The sequence below is a fragment of the Gemmatimonadetes bacterium SCN 70-22 genome, assembly GCA_001724275.1.
Taxonomy (GTDB): Bacteria; Gemmatimonadota; Gemmatimonadetes; order Gemmatimonadales; family Gemmatimonadaceae; genus SCN-70-22.
On the sequence record MEDZ01000023.1, the window covers coordinates 18,150 to 38,528 of the forward strand.

16 protein-coding genes are annotated in these 20,379 nt (G+C 71.6%); 14 read left to right on the plus strand and 2 right to left on the minus strand.

Annotated features, from left to right (window positions below; genetic code table 11):
* The first annotated feature begins 17 nt into the window (after positions 1–17).
* From ABS52_12095 to ABS52_12150, 12 genes are all read left to right on the plus strand, one after another.
* Entirely contained in the window at positions 18–1,160 is a 1,143-nt protein-coding gene (locus ABS52_12095) for a phospho-N-acetylmuramoyl-pentapeptide-transferase (protein ID ODT02746.1), read from the plus strand.
* 18 nt (positions 1,161–1,178) lie between these two features.
* Positions 1,179–2,552 carry a UDP-N-acetylmuramoylalanine--D-glutamate ligase gene (locus ABS52_12100; protein ODT02747.1) on the plus strand — a complete coding sequence of 458 codons (1,374 nt, stop codon included), beginning with the start codon at positions 1,179–1,181 and terminating at the stop codon, positions 2,550–2,552.
* On the plus strand, positions 2,552–3,709 hold the full coding sequence (locus ABS52_12105) for a hypothetical protein (protein ODT02748.1): 1,158 nt from the start codon (positions 2,552–2,554) through the stop codon (positions 3,707–3,709). The genes ABS52_12100 and ABS52_12105 overlap by 1 nt, the downstream gene beginning before the upstream one ends.
* An 8-nt stretch (positions 3,710–3,717) precedes the next feature.
* A complete protein-coding gene (locus ABS52_12110) occupies positions 3,718–4,827 on the plus strand; it encodes a hypothetical protein (GenBank protein ID ODT02749.1) in 1,110 nt (369 codons plus the stop codon).
* A 35-nt stretch (positions 4,828–4,862) separates the two neighbouring features.
* On the plus strand, positions 4,863–6,248 hold the full coding sequence (locus ABS52_12115) for a UDP-N-acetylmuramate--L-alanine ligase (protein ID ODT02750.1): 1,386 nt from the start codon (positions 4,863–4,865) through the stop codon (positions 6,246–6,248).
* A 23-nt stretch (positions 6,249–6,271) separates the two neighbouring features.
* Positions 6,272–6,964: a hypothetical protein gene (locus ABS52_12120; GenBank protein ODT02751.1), complete on the plus strand. Its 693-nt coding sequence runs from the start codon at positions 6,272–6,274 to the stop codon at positions 6,962–6,964.
* Positions 6,961–8,220: a cell division protein FtsA gene (locus ABS52_12125; GenBank protein ID ODT02752.1), complete on the plus strand. Its 1,260-nt coding sequence runs from the start codon at positions 6,961–6,963 to the stop codon at positions 8,218–8,220. Before ABS52_12120 ends, ABS52_12125 begins: the two co-directional genes overlap by 4 nt.
* 356 nt (positions 8,221–8,576) lie before the next feature.
* Positions 8,577–9,857 carry a cell division protein FtsZ gene (locus ABS52_12130; protein ODT02753.1) on the plus strand — a complete coding sequence of 427 codons (1,281 nt, stop codon included), beginning with the start codon at positions 8,577–8,579 and terminating at the stop codon, positions 9,855–9,857.
* On the plus strand, positions 9,854–11,101 hold the full coding sequence (locus tag ABS52_12135) for a hypothetical protein (protein ODT02754.1): 1,248 nt from the start codon (positions 9,854–9,856) through the stop codon (positions 11,099–11,101). The genes ABS52_12130 and ABS52_12135 overlap by 4 nt, the downstream gene beginning before the upstream one ends.
* Before the next feature lie 43 nt (positions 11,102–11,144).
* Positions 11,145–12,944, plus strand: a complete 1,800-nt coding sequence (locus tag ABS52_12140; protein ODT02755.1) for a hypothetical protein — start codon at positions 11,145–11,147, stop codon at positions 12,942–12,944.
* Between the two features lie 28 nt (positions 12,945–12,972).
* Complete coding sequence (locus ABS52_12145; GenBank protein ODT02756.1) at positions 12,973–13,905, plus strand: signal recognition particle-docking protein FtsY; 933 nt, start codon at positions 12,973–12,975, stop codon at positions 13,903–13,905.
* 112 nt (positions 13,906–14,017) lie between these two features.
* Positions 14,018–16,066 (plus strand): ATP-dependent DNA helicase RecG, encoded by a 2,049-nt coding sequence (locus tag ABS52_12150; GenBank protein ID ODT02819.1) that lies wholly within the window; start codon positions 14,018–14,020, stop codon positions 16,064–16,066.
* 159 nt (positions 16,067–16,225) lie between these two features.
* Here the strand turns inward: ABS52_12150 and ABS52_12155 are convergent, their stop codons facing one another.
* Together ABS52_12155 and ABS52_12160 are read right to left on the minus strand one after the other, a co-directional pair.
* The gene (locus ABS52_12155) at positions 16,226–16,819 is read right to left on the minus strand and encodes a hypothetical protein (protein ODT02757.1); all 594 of its coding nucleotides are present in this window, start codon (positions 16,817–16,819) and stop codon (positions 16,226–16,228) included.
* Positions 16,816–18,378, minus strand: a complete 1,563-nt coding sequence (locus ABS52_12160; GenBank protein ID ODT02758.1) for a hypothetical protein — start codon at positions 18,376–18,378, stop codon at positions 16,816–16,818. Before ABS52_12160 ends, ABS52_12155 begins: the two co-directional genes overlap by 4 nt.
* Before the next feature lie 121 nt (positions 18,379–18,499).
* On the opposite strand from ABS52_12160, the gene ABS52_12165 reads away from it, so the two are divergent.
* Both ABS52_12165 and ABS52_12170 read left to right on the plus strand, forming a co-directional pair.
* Positions 18,500–19,801, plus strand: coding sequence for an asparagine--tRNA ligase (locus ABS52_12165; GenBank protein ODT02759.1), 1,302 nt, complete (start codon positions 18,500–18,502; stop codon positions 19,799–19,801).
* Positions 19,798–20,355, plus strand: a complete 558-nt coding sequence (locus ABS52_12170; protein ID ODT02760.1) for a hypothetical protein — start codon at positions 19,798–19,800, stop codon at positions 20,353–20,355. The genes ABS52_12165 and ABS52_12170 overlap by 4 nt, the downstream gene beginning before the upstream one ends.
* Positions 20,356–20,379 lie beyond the last annotated feature (24 nt).

The window sequence follows — 20,379 nt, forward strand, 5'->3', positions numbered from 1 at the left end:
CGACCCCAGGGCATCGCGTGCTGCACTTCCTCCTCAGTCGCTTCGTCGCCGACTTCCCGCCGCTCCGGCTGATCAACTACATCTCGGTGCGGGCGGCGGCGGCGGCGGTCACCGCGCTCCTCCTCTCGTTCCTGATCGGCCCGGCAATCGTCCGACGGCTGCGCGCCATGCGCGTGCGCCAGGTGATTCGCGAGGGGACGCCGGAGACGCACCAACAGAAGGCGACGACGCCGACGATGGGCGGGCTCATCATCCTGGCGTGCTCGATCATCCCCACGCTCCTCTGGACGAGGCTCGACAATCGCTACGTCCTCCTCGCGCTGCTGGTGACCGTCTGGATGGGCGCGATCGGCTTCCTCGACGACTACCTCAAGCTCAAGCAGAAGCGGGAAGGGAAGAAGAACGAGGGGTTGGTCGAACGCTACAAGCTCGCGGGGCAGGTCTCGATCGGCCTCATCTTCGGCTTCATCCTCTGGAAGTTCCCGGTGTCGACGCTCCCCGGCGCCTCGACGACGCTCCCGTTCGTGAAGTACGTCCTCATCGTCCCCGCGACCGTCGGGCTGTCGTGGCTGTACGTCCCCTTCACGACGTTCATCCTGACGGGGACGAGCAACTCGGTGAACCTGACCGACGGACTCGACGGGCTGGCGGCGGGGCTGGCCGCGATCGCCATCGTCACCTTCGCCCTCTTCGCGTACGTGATGGGGCGCGTCGATGCCAGCGCGTACCTCCAGCTCTTCTACCTGCGTGGAGCGGGAGAGCTGACGGTCTTCTGCCTCGCGCTCGCCGGCGCCTGCATCGGCTTCCTCTGGTACAACACGCACCCGGCCCAGGTGTTCATGGGCGACACGGGGTCGTTGGCGCTGGGCGGCGCCATCGGCGCGATCGCGATCCTGCTCAAGAGCGAGTTCCTCCTCGTCTTCGTCGGCGGGGTGTTCGTCGCCGAGACGCTCTCCGTGATCATCCAGCGCGGCGTGTTCAAGTGGCGTCGCCGGCGGCATGGCATCGAGTACGCGCGGGAGCATCGGGTCTTCCTGCGCGCCCCGTTGCACCATCACTTCGAGCTCAAGGGGTGGAAGGAGTCGCAGGTCGTGGTGCGCTTCTGGATCCTCGGGATCCTGTGCGCCTTCGTCGCCCTCACCACCCTCAAGTTGCGCTGACCCGTATCCCCCCTCGTGATGACCGTACCCTACGACTGGACGCGCGGCGAGATCGCCGTGGTGGGACTGGGACGCAGCGGCGTCTCGGCGACGATGCTGCTGCGCCGGCTTGGCGCGCAGGTCTACGCCTCCGATGCCGGCACAACGCCGGCCGGGACGGATGCGTCGCTCCGGGCCATCGGGGCGAGCGTCCAGTCGGGTGCGCACGACCTGGCGCGCGTCGCCGGGGCCGCGCTCGTCGTCACGAGCCCGGGCGTCCCGCCGGATGCCGAGGCGCTGGTGGCCGCCCGCACGGCCGGCGTGCCGATCATCAGCGAGGTCGAGCTGGCGCTGGCCGCGATGCCGGGGCTCCGGTACGTCGCCATCACCGGGACGAACGGCAAGTCGACCGTCACCGCCCTCGTCGCCCACCTGCTGCGGAGCGTTGGGGTGGCGGCCGAGGCCGCGGGAAACATCGGCACGCCGCTCAGCGAGCTTGCCCTCCGGCCGACGCCCCCCTCGTGGGTGGCACTGGAGGTGTCCTCGTTCCAGCTCCACGACACGCCGTCGATGGCGCCCGCGGTCGGCGTCCTGACCAACCTTGCCCCCGACCACCTCGATCGCTACCCGAGCGTCGACGCGTATTATGCCGACAAGGAGCTCCTGTTCCGGCACGCGACGCCGGCGTCGCAGTGGGTGGTCAACGCCGACGACGAGGGCGTGATGGCGATGGTCAAGCGTCATCCGGGCGTCCAGCACCGGTTTGCCACGTCCGGCCGCCTCTGCGATGCGTTCCTCGGGGGGAAGGGGAAGCAGCAGCTGATCGTGCGCGACGAGACGCTCATGCTGCGTCGCGAGCTCCCGCTCCTCGGCGACCACAACGTCGCGAACGCCCTCGCGGCGGCGCTGGCCGTGATGGCGACCGACGACGCGCACGAGAGCCTCGACGATCGTGCCCGGCTCGCCGCGGCGCTGCGGGCGTTCCGGGCGCTCCCGCATCGACTGGAGCCGGTGGCCGAGGTGGGCGGTGTCCTGTGGATCGACGATTCCAAGGCGACCAACGTGGAGTCGGCGCGCGTGGCCATCGAGAGCATGACCCGGCCGGCCGTGCTGCTGCTCGGCGGGCGGCACAAGGGCGAGCCGTATACCGCGCTGATCGGCGCCATTGCGCGTCACTGCCGGATCGTCTTGGCGTATGGTGAGGCGGCGCCGCTCATCGAGGGCGACCTGGCCGGGCGCGCGGCCGTGCAGCGCGTCGACGGGGGCTTCGACGCCGTGGTGCAGCGCGCGCGCGAGCTGGCGCGCCCCGGTGACACGGTGCTCCTCGCCCCGGCCTGCTCGAGCTTCGACATGTTCCGGAACTACGAGGAGCGGGGACGCACCTTTGCGGCGGCCGCCCGCGGCGAGGGGTGATGCACGATCCGACGCAGGTGCGCGAGCGGTGGGCGATGAGCGTCGAGGCGCGCGCGCTCGTGCTGGTGACGGCGTTGCTCACCGCCTTCGGACTCGCGACCCTGTACAGTGCGAGCGCGTTCGTGGCGATGCAGGCGGACCACGCCTCGACGTACTACTTGTTCCGGCAGCTGGCGGGAGTCGGCGTGGGCATCGTCGCCTTCGCCTTCGCCGCCAAGTACGATGCCGACCGCTTCCAGAAGCTGGCATGGCCGCTCATGGCGGTCACGCTCTTCCTCATGCTCCTGACCGTCCTGCCGTTCACCAAGTCGATCGCCCCGTCCGTCAACGGCTCCAGGCGGTTCGTCTTCGGCGCGTCGGTGCAGCCGTCGGAGCTGGGCAAGCTGGCGGTGGTGATCTGGACGGCGATGCTGGTGCTCAAGAAGGGGGACCAGATGCGGCGCCTCACCAAGGGGTTGCTCCCGTTCCTCATGGTGGTCGGCGTGCTCGACCTGCTCGCCTTCTTCCAGCCCGATCTCTCGGTGGCGATGATGTTCACCCTCCTCATGGGAATCGTCCTGTTCGCCGCCGGGGTGCGGATCGGGCACTTCATCCTGCTGGGGATGATGGGCGCGCCGCTCCTCTGGCACGAGGTCGAGAAGCGGCAGTACGCCATGTCGCGCCTCCTCTCCTTCATGGGGTCGGGCGACGCGCCGGAGGCCATCAACTTCCAGCTGCGCCAATCGCTGATCGCGGTCGGCTCGGGCGGCTTCCTGGGGAAGGGGTTCGGGGAAGGGATGCAGCAGTACGGCTGGGTCCCGTTCGGGTACAATGACTTCATCGCCAGCAACATCGGCGAGGAGCTGGGCTTCCTCGGGATGACGTTCATCGTGATCGTGTTCGGGCTCTACACCTGGCTGGGGTTCCGCATCGCGCACCAGGCCCGCTCCCGCTTTCTCCAGTTGGTCGCCATCGGGCTCACCTGCACGACGTCGATCACGGCCTACCTGCACATCGGCGTGGTGATCGGGCTCCTGCCGACGACGGGGCTCACCCTGCCGTTCGTCTCGTTCGGCCGCTCGAACCTCCTGCTCAGCTTCGTCCTCACCGGGATCCTGGTGAACATCGGGAGCACGAGGGAGCGGGTCTACGGCGCGACGGCGACGTCGCCGGGGTAGGGGCGCGCGTGCGGGTACTCTTCACTGGAGGGGGGACGGGAGGGCACCTGTACCCGGCGCTGGCCATCGCCCGCGCCCTGGTGCGCTTGCGCCCGGACGTGCGCCCGCACTTCGTCGGGGCGACGCGCGGCATCGAGCGGGTGATCCTTCCCGACACCGAGTTCCCGCACACGCTGCTCGACCTGCACCCGGTGTATCGCTCGGCGCCCTGGCGCAACTGGCGCACGATGGCGGGGCTGGTGCAGGGATGGCGCCGCCTCGCGGCACTGGAACAGGACGCGCCGGCGCGGCTCGTGGTGGCGACGGGGGGGTACGCGGCCTCCGGCGCCCTGGCCTTCGCCGCGGCACACCGCATCCCGTACGTGCTGCAGGAGCAGAACTCGTTTCCGGGGAAGACCGTGGCGCTCTTCGCCCGCTGGGCGCGCGAAGTCTATCTCGGCTTTCCCGAGGCCGCCGGCGGGCTGCCGCCGGCGGCGCGCGCGCGGGCCATCGACACCGGGAATCCGATCGAGCCTCCCCCGGCCGTGCGTCCGGACCGGGAGATGCAACGTACGGTTTGGGGGTTCGACGCCTCGGTGCGCTTCGTGGTGCTGGCGTTCGGGGGGAGCCAGGGGTCGGCGGCGCTGAACGGGCTGGTGGATGGCTGGATCGCGCACGGGCTCCCGCCGGGGGTGGGCGTGATCTGGGGGACGGGGCGCGATCATTTCCAGCGGCACGCCGCTCGCGCCGGGCGGCACGTCGTCGTGCACCCGTACCTGGCGCCGATCGCCGAGGCGTACGCGTGCGCGGACCTCGCGATCGCGCGCGCCGGCGCCATGACCACCGCCGAGCTGTGCGCCTGGGGGATCCCGATGTTCCTCGTCCCGCTCCCGACCGCCGCCGCCGACCACCAGACGGCGAATGCCCGTGCGCTGGCCGAGGCGGGGGCGGCGCGGTGGATCGCGCAGCGCGAGGCGACACCGGCGCACCTGGCGGCGGTGGTGGCCGAGGTGGCCCGCGATGCGGCGCTGCGCGAGCGGTGGGGGATGGCGGCGGCGCAACGCGGGCGTCCCGATGCCTCGGCGCGCATCGCCGAGCGCCTCTCGGTGCTGCTGGACGCCACGGGGCGCTCGGCTTGAGCGGTGTTTTCGTGTCCCGCTAGATTCCGCACACGATGCGCCTCCTCGACACGACCGATCCCCGGCCGGTGCACTTCGTCGGCATCGCCGGCGCCGGCATGAGCGCCCTGGCCGAGCTGTTCGTTAGGCGCGGGATCGCGGTGAGCGGGTGCGATACCGCCGTCGAGGGAGCCGACGACCTGCGGCGCCTTGGCGTCGCCCTGCACGGGGGCCATGCCCCGGCGCACGTGGCCGAGGCGCGTGCCCTGGTCGTCACCTCGGCGCTGCGGCGGGACCACCCCGAGCTCGAGGCGGCGCGCGCCGCCGGCCTCCCCATCATCCGGCGCGCCGAGGCGCTGGGCGAGGCCGTGGCCGGCGGGACGCTCGTGGCCGTGGCGGGGACCCATGGCAAGACGACCACCACCGTCATGACGACCGAGGCGCTGGCGGCGGCGGGGTTGCACCCGACGGGAATCGCCGGCGGGCGCGTAAAGGCCTGGGGCGGGAACCTCCGCTACGACGGCGACACCCTGTTCGTCGTCGAGGCCGACGAGTACGACCGGTCCTTCCTCGCCCTGACGCCCACGGTGGCGGTGGTCACGAACGTGGAGGCGGACCACCTCGACATCTACCGCGACCTGGCCGACATCCGGGCGGCGTTCGAGTCGTTCCTGGCGCCGGCACGCACGATCGTGGTGTGCGGCGATGACGCGGGCGCGGCGTCGCTCGACGTGGCCACCGGTGCGCAGGTCCTGCGCTACGGCACGGACGACCGGCACGCCCGCGTGGTGGGTGCCCCGGTGTCGCGCGCGGACGGGCGCACCGTGGTGCGCGTGTCCTTCGACGGAGAGCCGGTCGGCGAGCTGCGCCTCCGGGTCCCCGGGCTGCACAACGTCCGCAACGCCCTGGCGGCGATCGCGAGCGGCTTGGCGTTAGGCGCCACGGTCGAGGCGATGCGCCCGGGGCTCGAGGCGTTCGGCGGCGTGGAGCGACGCTTCGAGCGCCTGGGGACGGCGGCGGGTGTGGAGATCGTGGACGACTATGCGCACCACCCGACCGAAGTGGCGGCGACGATCGCGGCCGCCCGGGTGGCCTTTCCGGGCCGGCGCCTCGTCGTCGCCTTCCAGCCCCACCTGTACTCCCGCACGCGCGACTTCGCCGATGGGTTCGCGCAGGCCCTCGCCACGGCCGACGCGACCTTCCTCACGGCGCTGTATCCGGCGCGCGAGCAGCCCATTCCGGGCGTGTCGTCGGCGCTGATCGCCGATCGCATGGCGGCGGGGGGGAGCGCCCCCGAGTGGCAAGGGGGGCGTGACGACGCCGCGGCGGCGCTCGCCGCGTTCGTCCGCGACGGGGACGTCGTGCTCACGATGGGGGCTGGTGACATCACGCGCACCGGGGCGGAGCTCCTGCACCGCCTGGCCGGACGAGGCGGGGCGTGAGGGACGTCACGCCGGCGGAGGGGATGGCGGCGGCGCCGCCCCGGCGCATCCGGCTGCGCTGGTACCTCCTGGGGATCGTGCTCGCGGCCCTCGCCGTCGGGACCATGCCCTGGTGGGGACATGATCTCGCGTTCTTTAGGGTACAGCAGGTCGAGGTGCGGGGGACGCGATATGCGCGCCCCGCCGACATCGCCGCCCGCCTCGAGGTGGACACGACCTTCTCCATCTGGGGCAACCTCGACTCGCTCCGGGTGCGCGCGGAGGCGCACCCGCAGGTGCGGAGCGCGCGCATCTCACGGCGCCTGCCCAGCACGCTCGTCGTCACGGTGGAAGAGAACCTCCCCATCGCCCTCGTCCCGGGGCCCAGCGGATTCAAGGTGTACGACGATAGCGGACGCCCCCTCCCGCTCGACCCGGCCCGCTGGGGGGTGGACCTGCCGATCGTCCCGCGAGCCGACACCGCGCTCTTCCGCCTGCTCGCGGACGTGCGCGCCGAATGGCCGGAGTACTATGCCCGTGTCAGCGAGGCGCGGCGCGTGGGCAAGGACGAAGTGTACCTGCAGCTCGTGGATGTCGGGGTGCGGGCGATGCTGGACCTGAGCACCGATCGCCTCCTCCAGCTATCTTCCGTCGAGGCCGACCTCGCGAAGCGCCGCCTGCGTCCCGTGGAGCTCGACCTGCGCTACAAGGACCTCGTCATCGCCCGACTTCCATGAACGTCGAACGACTGGTTGCAGGACTCGACATCGGATCCGCCAAGACGACGGCGATCATCGCCGAGGTCGTGGGTGACCTCCCGCGCCACCCCGGCATCAAGGTGCTCGGCGTTGGGCAGTCGCGCACGACCGGGTTGCGACGTGGCGTGGTGGCGGACATCGAGGAGACCACGCAGTCCATCCGCAAGGCAGTGAGCGACGCCGAGCAGATGGCCGGGGCCAAGGTCGACGCCTGCTACGTGGGGATCGCGGGCGAGCACGTCCAGGCGATGATCTCCAAGGGGATCGTGGCCGTGAGTGGCGACGAGATCACCCGGGGTGACGTGGAGCGGGCCAACGCCGTGGCGCGGGCCCAGGCGATTCCTCCCGAGCGCGAACTCCTGCACAGCATCCCGCAGGAGTACACGGTGGACAAGAACGAGGGGATCCGCGATCCGGTCGGGATGGTGGGGACGCGCCTCGAGACCGAGATGTACCTGGTCACGATCGGGAGTTCGCCGGCGCTCAACCTGCGCAAGGCGGTCGAACGCGCGGGCTACAAGCCGCTGCTGCTGGTGCTGGAGCCGCTGGCGTCGGCGCTCGCCGTCCTGACGGAGGACGAGAAGGAGCTGGGGGTCGCCCTCATCGAGATGGGGGCGGGGACGACCGACATCGCCGTCTTCCACGAGGCGAAGATCCGCCACCTCGGGACCGTGCCGTTCGGCGGGAACAACGTGACCAACGACATCGTGCACGGGCTCGGGGTGACGCAGGCCGACGCCGAGCGGCTCAAGGAGCGGTATGGCTGTGCGTACGAGCCGATGGTCGACCCGTCGGAGGTCATCACGCTGCCGAGCACGGTGGCGCAGGGCGATCGGCAGATTCCGCGCGAGTTGCTGGCGCACATCATCCACCAGCGCATGGATGAGATCTACGACCTGGTGATGCGCGACATCGAGGCCGCTGGCTACGTGGGGAAGCTCAGCGCCGGCGTCGTGCTCACGGGAGGGGCGGCGACGCTCCCCGGTGTGAGCGAACTCGCGGCCGAGGTGTTCGGGACCGGGGTACGGGTGGGGATCCCGTCGGAAAATATCAGCGGACTCGTCGATGCGGTGGAGGCGCCGCGCTTTGCGACGGCGGTGGGGCTTGCGCTGTATGCGGCGAGCCGCGTGGCGCTGGGCGCGGAGTCGCCGAGCGGGCGCAAGCTGCAGCTCAATGCACCCAATGTGGACAAGTTGGCGCAGCGCGTGAAGACGTGGTTGCAGGACTTCTTCTAGGACGCGAAGACGAGAAGACGAGAAGACGAGGGGGGCATCGTTAGGATGGGAGGGGCGGCGACCGGAAAGTGGGCCGCCCGTTGTGTTACAAAGATGATCTTCTCCCGGTGATTGTGGAGAAACATTGGTCGCACTCGCGACGCGAACGCGGCGCAGAACTTTGTCTTGCGTCACACGTAGCCGGAATGCGCGAACGCATTATATTCTGCCGCGAATCGAGGAGGCCGATGACGTGAGGTCGGCGTGATGTTCCGCGGTCGCGCTTGTGACGCCACGAGGCGACGCGACGTCGGCTCTTCGAACGGTGTCCCCATCGCTGTCCGACCATCCTCGCGAAAAGAGGAGCTGCGCGCGCCATGATCTTCGAATTCGAGGACAACGCATCACAGAACGCCCGCATGAAGGTCGTGGGGGTCGGGGGCGGCGGCGGGAACGCCGTGAACCGGATGATCGAGGAGCACCTCGAGAGCGTCGAGTTCATCTCGATCAACACGGATTCGCAGGCGTTGCTGGCGTCGAAGTCCGACGTGAAGATCCAGATCGGGAAGAAGCTGACGCGTGGCCTGGGGGCCGGCGCCCGTCCCGAGATCGGGCGCCAGGCCATCGACGAGAATCGTGACGAGGTCGGCCGCGTGCTGCAGAGCGCCGACCTCGTCTTCGTCACGTGCGGCATGGGCGGGGGGACCGGCACCGGCGCGGCGCCCGTGGTCGCCGAGCTCGCCAAGGAGGCGGGGGCGCTCACCGTCGGCATCGTCACCAAGCCGTTCCTGTTCGAGGGGCGCAAGCGGATGCGCCAGGCGGACATGGGAATTGCCGAGATGCGCAAGCACGTGGACACGATGATCATCGTGCCTAACGAACGCCTCCTGGCGGTCGTCGGCAAGGGGATCCCGTTCCAGGACGCGCTCAAGAAGGCGGACGAGGTCCTGCTCCACGCCACGCAGGGCATCTCGACCCTCATCTCCAAGACCGGCCTCGTCAACGTCGACTTCGCCGACGTGCGCACGGTGATGCAGAACGGCGGCTCGGCCCTCATGGGGACGGGGATCGGGCGCGGCGAGAACCGGGCGATGGAGGCGGCGCAGCAGGCCATCTCGTCGCCGCTGCTCGACAACATCTCCATCGGCGGCTCCACCGGCGTGCTGCTGAACATCACCGGCGGCGGCGACCTGACCCTCGGCGAGGTGACGCAGATCTCCGAGATCGTGCACGACGCAGCGGGCGATGAGGCCGAGATCATCTTTGGCGCGGTGTCCGAGCCGGCGATGCAGGGGGAGATCCGGGTGACGGTCATCGCCACCGGGTTCGACAAGGCGCTGGGGCAGACGGGAACGGTCGTGAACGTCCCACTCAGCCTGGGGCACGGCGCTGCGGCGAATGGGGAACGTGTGGCGGCGCAGGGGGGTATCCCGATGCCGAGGCCGGTCCCGGCAGCGGCGGCCGCCGCCGCGGCGTCCAACGTGATCCCGATCACGCAGCGGACGGGGCAGGGAGCGCGTTCCGTGGTTGGCGGGCAGACGACGCGCGCCGCCATTCCGAACGATCCCAATCGGCGTTTCGCGCCGCCCAGCTCACGCGTCAACGAGGAGATCGACCCGATGGACATCCCGACCTTCATTCGGAGGCAGATGGATTGAGCGGCTGGCGCGCTCGACTCGTGGTCTTCACGGCGATGGCGCTCCTGGCGGGGGGCGCCATCGCCGTCATGCGTCCGATTCCGGAGAAGCGGCCGGGGGAGGTGCTGACGGGGACACGCACCCCCACCTGGCTGGAGCAGGTCGACTCGCTGGCGCGCGGGGAGACGCTGGGGAGGCTGCTGGCGCGTGGCGGGCTCACCGACCAGGAAGCGGCGCAGGCGCTCGATGCCGCGACGACCATCGACCCGCGCCGCGTCCCGGCGGGGATGCGGGTGACGCTGGGGCGCGTGGAGGGGAGTGCGCCCAGCCGGATCGTCTTCCAGCTGGCGGTCGACCGCTTGTTGCACCTGACGAGAACCGACAGCGGCTGGGTGGGGCGCGAGGAGCGCCTGCCGTGGAAGGTCGACACGCTCGTGGTGCGCGGCGAGATTGCCCGCACGCTGTACGACGCCTTCAATGCGGGCGCCGCCACCGAGCTCCCCGCGGGCGCACGGGCCGAGCTGGCGTGGAACGTCGCCGACATCTTCGAGTATCGCCTCGACATGAGCCGCGACCTCCAGCCCGGTGACGAGTTCCGCGTCCTGTTCGAGCGCGAGCAGGGGCCCCAGGGCGCCGTGCGCGTCGGCCGCGTCCTCGCCGCCGGCTACAGCTCGGGCAACGCGTCGATCGACGCCATCCGCTTCGACGCGGGGAACGGGCGGGGGCGCTATTACGACGCGACGGGCAAGTCGTTGCAGGCGATGTTCCTCCGCGCCCCGCTCGAGTTCCGGCGGATCTCCTCGGTCTTCGGGATGCGGAAGCACCCCATCCTCGGCGTCTGGCGCGCCCACCGCGGCACCGACTACGCGGCCTCGTCGGGGACGCCGGTGCGGAGCATCGGCGATGGCGTGGTGGTGCGCGCCGGGCGCATGAGCGGCTACGGCAACGTGGTCGACGTTAGGCACGCCAATGGCTTCGTGTCGCGCTACGGCCACCTGCGCGGCTTCGCCCAGGGGGTGCGAAGCGGGAGCCGCGTCGGCATCGGCCAGACGGTGGGATACGTCGGGATGACCGGTCTCGCGACCGCGCCGCACCTGCACTTCGAGGTCCTGGTGGGGGGCGTGCAGCGCAACCCGCGCTCGGCGCTGGCCAGCACGGGAGGGGTCCCCCTGGCTGCGGCCGAACGCCCGGCGTTCGATCGGGCGCGCCAGACGTACCTGGCGATGCTGCAGCGTGCGTCGACGCAGGTGGCCGACTCCAACTGACCGGTTCACAGCGTCCGGCGTTCCCCGGGCGTAATTTCCCGTCATGATCTCCTGGTTGATCGCCCTCGCCGCCGGTGCGGCGGGCGCCGGCGCGGCGTACGCACGCGTCCGCGCCCACGGACGCCTCGTCCCCGCGCTCCTGCGCGCCCTCTCGGTCACGAGCCTGGCGGCGCTCGCCCTCAACGCCGTGGTCGGCGCGCGCCGCGTACCGCCCCCGCTGGTGGCGCTCGACGTCTCGGCGTCGTGGGGGCGGGGGAGGGACGCCGCCGCCTTCACCACGCTCGCGCGCCGGGCGCGGGAGGAGGGCGGGGATTCCCTCTACCTGTTCGGCGATTCGCTGCGGCTGGCGGGCGACAGCCTAACGACCACGGACCGCGCCTCGCGCGTGCGCCCCGCCGCGGAGCGGGCAATGGCGGCCGGGCGCCCGCTCGTCGTGTTCACCGACGGCGAGATCGACGATCCCGAGGCGTTGCGCGCGGTCCCGGCCGGGTCGCGGGTGGTGATCGGCCCGGCGGGATCCGGGGCCGATGCCGCGGTCGTGGACGTGCGGGCCCCTCGCGTGGCGTCGGCCGGCGATACCGTCGCGGTGCGAGTGACGGTGGGGGCGGGGACGGGCGCGGCGCCGGGCGGGACGTTGCGCCTGGAACTCGCCGGGCGGCGCGTCGCCTCGCTCCCGTTCGAGGCGCTCCCCGCACTCGGCGAGCGCACGGTCACGATGACGTTCGTCGTCCCCGCCGGGAATGGCCCGGCCGAACTGCGCGCCGTGATCGAGGTGGCGGGCGATGCCGAGCCGGGGAACGACGCCGCGTCGGCCGTGCTCGACCTCACGGCGGGGGCGGCGGCGGTCCTGGTGTCGACCTCCCCCGACCTGGACTCGCGCGAGCTGGCGGCGCTCCTGCGCGGGACGGTCCTCCTGCCGACCCGCGCGTACTTTCGCGTGGCCCCCGGGCAGTGGCGCGAGGACCAGGCGTTGCAGCCGGTGGGCGAGGAGGTGGTGCGGCGGGCGGTGCGCGAGGCGCCGGTGGTGGTGCTGCATGGGGACACCGCGCTCTTCGGCCCGCCGCGCGAGGTGACACGGGGGGCGCTGGCCCTGGTGGCGCCGCCGGCCGCCCCGCAGGGCGAGTGGTTCGCCACCGGCGCCCCGCTGTCGCCGATGAGCACGCCGCTCAGCGGGACGATGTGGGATTCCCTCCCGCCCCTCGACGTGTCCCCGGCGCTCCCGCCTAACGCGCAGTTCGACGTGCTGGAGACGCGTCGCGCGCGGCGGCTCGACCAGCGGGTGGCGATCGTCGGCTGGGAGCGCCCGCGCCGCGTGCTGGTGGCGGGCGCCTCCGGCTTCTGGCGGTGGCGCTTCGGCGGCGGCGTGGGGAGCGACGCCTTCACCGCCGTCTGGGGGAGCATCCTCGACTGGCTGGCCGGGGAGAGTGCCGACGCGCGCGCGGCCTACCCGGTGCCGGGGGCGGTGCGCGCCGGCGAGGTGATCCAGTGGCGGCGCGGCGCGGGGGGGGACAGCGTGGTGCGGGCCGCGATCGTTAGGCGCGACGGCGGGGGACGGGAGGATTCGCTCGTCCTGCGCTTCGGGAGCGGCAACGGGGTCACGCAGCAGCCGGCCCCGCCGCCGGGGCGCTACGAGGTCCGCACGCCCGGTGGGAGCTCGCTCCTCGTCGTGAATCCCTCGGCGGAGCTCCTCCCGAGACGCCCGACCGTCGCGGATGGTGCGATCGGGAGCGGGACGACGATGGGGGAGGCCCCTCGGGCGCGCGACGTCCCCTGGCTCTTCGCCGTGGCGCTCCTCGCGCTCTGCGCCGAGTGGCTCGCGCGGCGCCGCGTCGGGCTTAGGTAAGCCGCCCCGACCCCTTACCTTTGGGGGCATGGCCAGGCTCTTTCGGCGCTCGGGCGACCTCCCCAGGCGGTCGCTGTGGCAGCGCATCAAGGATATCGCCCTCACCGACGTGGGGGCGCTCGTGCGGAAGGGGGCGCGCGAAGGCTCCCTCGAACAGATCGAGGAGCTCCTCCTCGAGGCGGACTTCGGCGTCGCGACGACCCTGAAGCTGGTGGAGGAGGTCGACCGCCAGGCGCAACGCGGCAAGATCCGGACGCACGACGAGTTCCTGGCCGCGCTGCGCGCCGGGGTCGAGGCGGCCCTGCGAACGGGGAACGCGCACCCCGCGCTGGCGGCCGCCCCCACCCCGCCGACGGTGATCCTCGTCATCGGCGTCAATGGGGCGGGCAAGACCACCTTCATCGGCAAGCTCGCCCACCGCTTCCGCCAGGAGGGGAAGCGGGTGATCGTGGCCGCGGGCGACACCTTCCGCGCCGGCGCCATCGACCAGCTGCGGGTCTGGGCCGAGCGGACGGGGGCCGACTTCGTCGGCGGGAAGGCCGGCGGCGACCCCGCCGCCGTGGCTTTCGACGCGATCGACGCCGGCGTGACGCGCGGGGCCGATGTTGTCATCATCGACACGGCGGGCCGCCTGCACACCAGCGACAACCTCATGGACGAGCTGCGGAAGGTCGCGCGCGTCATCAAGCGGCGCATGCCCGAGGCCCCCCACGAGACGCTCCTCGTCCTGGACGGGACCATCGGGCAGAACGCGGTGGTGCAGGCCCGGACCTTCTCGGACGCGGTCCCGGTGACCGGCCTGGTGGTGACGAAGCTCGACGGGACGGCGCGCGGCGGGATCGTCGTGGCGGTGCACGAGGCCCTCGATGTCCCCGTGAAGTTCATCGGGGTCGGCGAGCAGCTGGCCGACCTCGAGCCGTTCGACGCCGCCCAGTTCGCGCAGGAACTGCTGGAAGAATAGGCGCGCCCCCTGGCGAGGGACGCCGGGGGGCGATCTCGACATCCGGTGGGAGTGACCAGTGGCCGTTCGACGCGACGATCGACTCGCCAGCACGCCGCGCATCACGCTGGACATGCCGGTGCAGTTCCTCAAGGGCGTGGGGGAGCGTCGCGCGCAGCTCCTGCGCAAGCTGAGGATCGACACCGCGCGCGACCTGCTGCTGCACGTCCCCCACCGCTACGAGGACGCCAGCACCATCACCCCGATCTCGGCCGTCGCTCCCGGGATGGACGTGACGGTCATGGGACGGGTCATCTCCAAGGGGATCCTCCCCACCCGCAAGGGGCTACGCATCTTCCAGGCCGTGGTGCGCGATGCCAGCGGGATGCTGGAGGTCTCGTGGCCCGGACAGGCGTTCCTCGACCGCACGATCGACAAGGACGACGTCCTCCTGCTCAGCGGCCCGGTCCGCTTCTACCACGGCCGGCAGCTGCAACCGAGGGAGTTCGTGAACCTCGGCGCCGAGGATTCGGGGAACGCCCACGGGCGCGTCCTCTCGGTGTATCCGGCCACCGAGGGCCTCACCGCCCGGCAGTTGCGCTCCCTCATCGACCAGCACCTCCCCTCGCTCCTCCCGCTGGTGCAGGAGCACCTCCCGGCCACGGTGGTGCAGGCGGCGGGCGTGCCGCCCCTGGCCGAGGCGCTGCGCATGGTGCACCGCCCCGAGTCGGTGGCCGAGGCGGCGCGGGGGCGCGACCGGCTCGCCTTCGACGAGCTCCTCTTCGTGCAGCTGCTCCACCGGCGCGCCAACGCGCTGGCCCGCGCGCCGCGCCAGGGGATCGTCTTCTCCCCCCGCCGCACCCTCACCACGCAGCTGCGCGAGTCGCTCCCGTTCACCCTCACCGGGGCGCAGGCGCGCGCGCTGCGCGAGATCGTCGCCGACATGTGCTCCCCCCGGCGCATGCACCGTCTCCTGCAGGGCGATGTGGGAAGCGGCAAGACGGTCGTCGCGCTCTTCGCGGCGCTCCTCGCGGTGGAGAACGGCTACCAGGCGGCGCTGATGGCGCCGACGGAGCTCCTGGCCGAACAGCATGCGCGCACCTTCGAGCGGCTGCTGGCCCCGCTGGGGATGCGGCCGGAGCTGGTCACCGGGAGCCTGGCGGCCGCCGAGCGCCGGCGCATCGACGAGCGCCTGGGCTCGGCCGCGCCGCTCATCGCCGTCGGGACCCACGCCCTCGTGCAGGAGCGGACGCACTTCGGCCGACTGGGGTTCGTCGCGATCGACGAGCAGCACCGCTTCGGCGTCGAGCAGCGCGCCGCGTTAGGCGCCAAGGGCGAGTCGCCCGACGTCCTGCTGATGAGCGCCACGCCCATCCCGCGCTCGCTGGCGCTGACGCTCCATGGCGACCTGGACGTCTCCATCCTCGACGAGCGCCCGCCCGGGCGCAAGCCGATCACCACCGCGCTGCGGCCGGAGTCGGCGCGCGCGCGCGTCCTCCAGTTCGTCGACGCGCAGGTGGCCAAGGGGCGGCAGGCCTACATCGTCTATCCCGTCATCGAGGAATCGGAGAAGACCGACCTCAAGGCGGCGACCACGATGGCCGGCGAGCTGTCGAGCGGTCCGTTCGCGGCGCGCCGCGTGGCGCTGCTGCACGGGCGCCTCCCCAACGACGAGCGCGACGCGATCATGCGCCGCTTTCGCGACGGCGCCATCGACGTCCTCGTCGCCACCACCGTCATCGAGGTCGGCATCGACGTCGCCAATGCGACGGTGATGCTCATCGAGCATCCCGAGCGCTTCGGCCTCTCGCAGCTGCACCAGCTGCGCGGACGGGTGGGGCGCGGGGCGGAGGAGTCGTTCTGCATCCTCCTGGGCGACGTGGGGCAGGAGGCGCACGAGCGATTGGTCCTCTTCGCGTCCACCGAGGATGGCTTCGAGATCGCCCGCGCCGACCTGCGCCTGCGCGGAATGGGGGACCTCTTCGGCGAGAAGCAGAGCGGCGACGTCCCGTTCCGCGTGGCCGACCTGCTGCGGGACGAGGCGCTCAACGACCGGGCGCGCGCCATCGCCGAGCGCCTCCTGGCCGACGATCCCGGGCTGACGCGCGCCGAGCACGCCGGGATGCGCGGGACGCTCACCTCGCGCTACGCGCGCGCGCTGGAGCTGTTTCGCGTCGGGTGACGGCGGGCGCGGGCGTCGTTTCGCGTCGGGAGACGGGGTGTGCGGGCGTCACTTCGCGTCGGGAGACGGGGTGTGCGGAAGTCACTTCGCGTCGGGAGACGGGGTGCGCGGAAGTCACTTCGCGTCGGGAGACGGGGTGCGTCGCCCCGCCGATGCGCGTCACGGCTGCCGGGCGGCGAGTCGCCGCTTGATGCGCTCCAGCTCGGCCGTCGTGCGATCGACGATGTCGTTGAGCCGGCGGATCTCCTCGTCACGCGCCTTCTCGCGCGCATCGGCCGACGTGCGCACCGTGGCGAGCAGCGACCGCGTGGAGTCGAGCGATTCCACCACGCGACGGAGGATGAGCGCCTCCGCATGACGAGGGAGGGCGGCGCCGCCGCTCAGGTACGCGTCGTAGAGCGCCATGGACTCGCGCGGCGTGACGTCGCGATTGGCCGGATCGGTCCTGAGGAGGGCGCGCCAGAAATCGCTCTCGGCGCCATCCGGCGTCCCGGCGTGCGCGACGCTGAACGCCGTCAGGAGCCGCTCGGCCTCGTCGAAGCGCCCGCCCTCGGCGGCGCGGAGGGCGCTGGAGAGCGTGCCGGGCCAGGGGGAGAGTGGGGCCGGGACGACGACTTCGGGGATCACCGGGGGGGGCATCGCGGGCGCCGGGCGCTGGCAGGCGAGGATCGCCGCGGCGATCGGGAGTGCGGCAATCCCGATCCCACGGTGCGCGCGTCCCGGCCGGTGCTGAGCGAACTGGGGACGGCTCATGCGACAGTCGACTCCTCGGGCTGGTGAAACGGCATCAGGCGAGTGGCGGCCGACGTGATGGGGAGGTGCAGGGTGAAGGTCGTCCCCACGCCGACGGTGCTCTCGACCCCGATATTACCCCCGTGAGCGGTCACGATCCCCTTGGCGATCGCCAGTCCCAGCCCCGTCCCCTTGATCCCCGTGGTCTGGTTGCTGGCCTGGTAGAACTTCTCGAAGACGTATGCCAGCTCGGTGGCCGGGATCCCGGCCCCGGTGTCGCGCACGCGCATCCGGACCAGCTCGCCGTCGCGTTCCACCTCGAGGTCCACGCGACCGCCGCTGGGGGTGAACTTGAAGGCGTTGGAGAGGAGGTTGCCGAGGACCTCGTTGATGCGCTCGGGGTCCCACCGCACGTCGGCGGGGAGGTCGATGGAGCGGGTGACGGTGAAGCCGACGTTCCGCTGGATGGCGAGGACGCGGAAGGTGCGTTCGAGGTCGCCGAGGAAGGCGGGGAGGGGGAAGGTGCGGGGTTCGACCTTGCCGCCGCCGGCCTCGAAGCGGGAGACGTCGAGGAGCTGGCGGACGAGGCGCGCGAGCGACTTGCTCTGGGCGGTGAGGGTGCTGACGATCTCGAGCTGCCGGGGATTGAGCTCGCCGTAGACGTTGTCCTGCAGCAGCTGCAAGTAGCCCATGACGACGTTGATGGGCGTCTTGAGCTCGTGGGAGGCGACCGAGATGAATTCGGCCTTGAGGCGGTCGAGCTCGCGTAGCTGGGTGGCCATGGAGTTGTACGAGGCGGCGAGGCGGCCGAACTCGTCGCGGCGCTGCGGCGCCAGCTGCAACGGGTGGCCGAAGTCGCCCTCGGCCACGGCGCGCATCCCGGCGTCGAGCTCGTCGATGGGGCGGCTCACCGACTGCGTGAGCCAGAGGCCCATGAGGACGGCGAGGAGGGCGGCGGCCGCGAGGAGGCGCAGGGAGGTGTTGCGTGACCGCACCGACTCGAGCGCGATCTCGTTGACGCGCTCGCGCGTGCGGTCCTGCAAGGACTGCTCGGAGAAGGCGAGGATGCGCTCGATGTCGTCGATGGCCGGGGAGATGGTCTTGTCGAGCACCGAGTCGGCCAGCGCGCCCCGCCCGGCCGCGGCGAGCTGGTAGGTGCGCGCCGACTCGTCGGCGATCAGCTGCAACGAGGCGTGCACCCGGCTGATCCCCGCCAGGCCGTTGAGCGCCCCGAGCGAGTCCACCAGCGACCGCACGGCCGCCAGCTTCTCCGTCACCTGCTGGCGCGTCGCCTCCTCGGGGAGGATCGACAGGTACTCCTTGGCCTGGTCGAGCTCCTGCACCGCCGTGCGCACCTTGCCCAGCACCACCGCCGCCTGGAACTCGACGTCGCGAATGCGCTCCGTGTCGGTGCGCAGCTGCCGCATGGACGCGAGGGAGAGCATCACCGGGACCAGCATCAGCGTGACGATGCTGCCGATGCCCAGCGCGAGACGCGTGCGCAGCATCATGGGCACACCCTCAGCCGGCGCGCCGTCCGCGGCGCGCATGCCGCGCCCGCGCATGCCGCGCCCGCGCATGCGGCACCCGCGCATGCGGCACCCGCGCATGCGGCACCCGCGCATGCCGCGCGCGCGTCCGTTGCACGCCCCCCGGTGCGTTCATAGCTTACGCCGATCATCGACCCCTTGAATCCGGCTCGTGTCCACTCCGTACGCTACCATATCCGCGCTTCCCGGGCACGTGGGGAGCACCGTCACCGTCCGCGGCTGGGCGACCCACCTGCGCTCGTCCGGCAAGATCGCCTTCATCGTGATGCGCGATGGGACGGGCGTCCTGCAGTGCGTCCTCGTCAAGAACCAGCTCCCCGCGGAGGCCTGGGCACGCTTTGCCGACCTGACGCAGGAAAGCTGCATCGCCGTGACCGGGGAGGTTCGTGCCGAGCCTCGTGCCCCTGGCGGGCACGAGATGGGGGTGACGGAACTCACGATCCTCGGCCGCTCGCCCGTCGACTACCCGATCCAGCCCAAGGAGCACGGGATCGACTTCCTGCTGGATCACCGCCACCTCTGGCTCCGCTCGCCGCGGCAGGTGGCGATCATGCGCATCCGGCACGAGGTGGAGCAGGCCATCCATGACTTCTTCTACGAGCGGGAGTTCATCCACGTCGACACGCCGATCCTGACCGCGGCCATCGGGGAGCGGTCCGGGCTCTTCTCGACCGAGTACTTCGATGAGGGGCACGCGTACCTGGCGCAAACGGGTCAGCTGTATGGGGAAGCGGCGGCGGCGGCCCTGGGGCGAATCTACACCTTCGGCCCCACGTTCCGCGCCGAGAAGTCCAAGACCCGGCGACACCTCACCGAGTTCTGGATGATCGAGCCGGAGATGGCCTTCTACGATACGCACGATAACATGCGGTTGCAGGAGGAGCTTGTGACTCACATCGTGCGACGCGTCCTGGAGCGTCGTCGCCCGGAGTTGCAGGAAGTGGAGCGCGACACGGCTCGCCTGGAGAAGGCCCTGGCCCCGTTCCCGCGCATCGACTACTCCGACGCCGTCACGACGCTGCAGGCCAAGGGAAGTGCGATCAAGTGGGGGGACGACCTGGGGGCGGAGGACGAAACGCTCCTGGTGGCCGACCATGAGACCCCCATCTTCGTCTGCAACTACCCCCGGGAGGCCAAGGCGTTCTACATGAAGGAGAACCCGGCCGACCCCCGCACGGTCCTCTGCGACGACTGCCTGGCGCCGGAGGGGTACGGCGAGATCATCGGCGGGTCGCAGCGCGAGGACGACTACGACAAGCTCCTGCAGCGCATCCGCGAGGAGGGGCTCCCCGAGGACGCGTACGGGTGGTACCTCGACCTGCGGCGCTACGGGACGTTCGTCCACTCCGGCTTCGGGATCGGGCTGGAGCGCACGATCGCGTGGATCTGCGGCACCCCCCACATCCGCGAGTGCATCCCCTTCCCGCGGATGATGCACCGCCTGCGCCCATGAGCGCGCCCGTGCCGCCGTTCGATGTGGGGGCGCGGTTCCTCGAGCGCTCCCGCTACTACCTGGGGGTGGAATACCCGGCGAAGCTCCGCGCGGCGCTCCTGGCGCTCCCGGCGGGGCGGCTCTGGTGGCGCCCGGATGCGGCGTCGAACAGCGCCGGCAACCTGGTCTTGCATCTGGCGGGAAACGTGCGCCAGTGGGTGGTGAGCGGGATCGGGGGGGCGCCCGACGTCCGCGCGCGGGACGCGGAATTCGCCGCCGAGGGCGGGATGGACGCCGCCGGGCTCCTGCAGCACCTGGAGGCGACGCTGGCCGAGGTCGACGCCGTCCTCGCCGCCCTGGGGCCCGAATCGTTAGGCGAGTCGCGCCGCATCCAGGGGCGCGATACCACGGTCCTCTCCGCGCTCTACCACGTCGTGGAGCACTTCTCGGGGCACGTCGGGCAGGTGATCCTCATCGCCAAGATGCACGCCCCCGGGGCGATCCGCTTCTACGAGAGTGCGAATGGGCTGGCGCACCCGACCTTCCTCGGCGAGGGGCGCAGCGACGTCGACTAGGAGGGGCGTGCCGTCGCCCCGGGG

Excerpts from the sequence above, each read along its gene's own strand:
- ABS52_12130 (ODT02753.1), top strand. The coding sequence starts at position 8,577 with ATGATCTTCGAATTCGAGGACAACGCATCACAGAACGCCCGCATGAAG.
- ABS52_12145 (ODT02756.1), top strand. The coding sequence starts at position 12,973 with ATGGCCAGGCTCTTTCGGCGCTCGGGCGACCTCCCCAGGCGGTCGCTG.
- ABS52_12120 (ODT02751.1), top strand. The coding sequence starts at position 6,272 with ATGGCGGCGGCGCCGCCCCGGCGCATCCGGCTGCGCTGGTACCTCCTG.
- ABS52_12100 (ODT02747.1), top strand. The coding sequence starts at position 1,179 with ATGACCGTACCCTACGACTGGACGCGCGGCGAGATCGCCGTGGTGGGA.
- ABS52_12105 (ODT02748.1), top strand. The coding sequence starts at position 2,552 with ATGCACGATCCGACGCAGGTGCGCGAGCGGTGGGCGATGAGCGTCGAG.
- ABS52_12160 (ODT02758.1), bottom strand. The coding sequence starts at position 18,378 with ATGCGCGGGCGCGGCATGCGCGGGCGCGGCATGCGCGCCGCGGACGGC.
- ABS52_12125 (ODT02752.1), top strand. The coding sequence starts at position 6,961 with ATGAACGTCGAACGACTGGTTGCAGGACTCGACATCGGATCCGCCAAG.
- ABS52_12150 (ODT02819.1), top strand. The coding sequence starts at position 14,018 with ATGCCGGTGCAGTTCCTCAAGGGCGTGGGGGAGCGTCGCGCGCAGCTC.
- ABS52_12115 (ODT02750.1), top strand. The coding sequence starts at position 4,863 with ATGCGCCTCCTCGACACGACCGATCCCCGGCCGGTGCACTTCGTCGGC.
- ABS52_12170 (ODT02760.1), top strand. The coding sequence starts at position 19,798 with ATGAGCGCGCCCGTGCCGCCGTTCGATGTGGGGGCGCGGTTCCTCGAG.
- ABS52_12140 (ODT02755.1), top strand. The coding sequence starts at position 11,145 with ATGATCTCCTGGTTGATCGCCCTCGCCGCCGGTGCGGCGGGCGCCGGC.
- ABS52_12155 (ODT02757.1), bottom strand. The coding sequence starts at position 16,819 with ATGAGCCGTCCCCAGTTCGCTCAGCACCGGCCGGGACGCGCGCACCGT.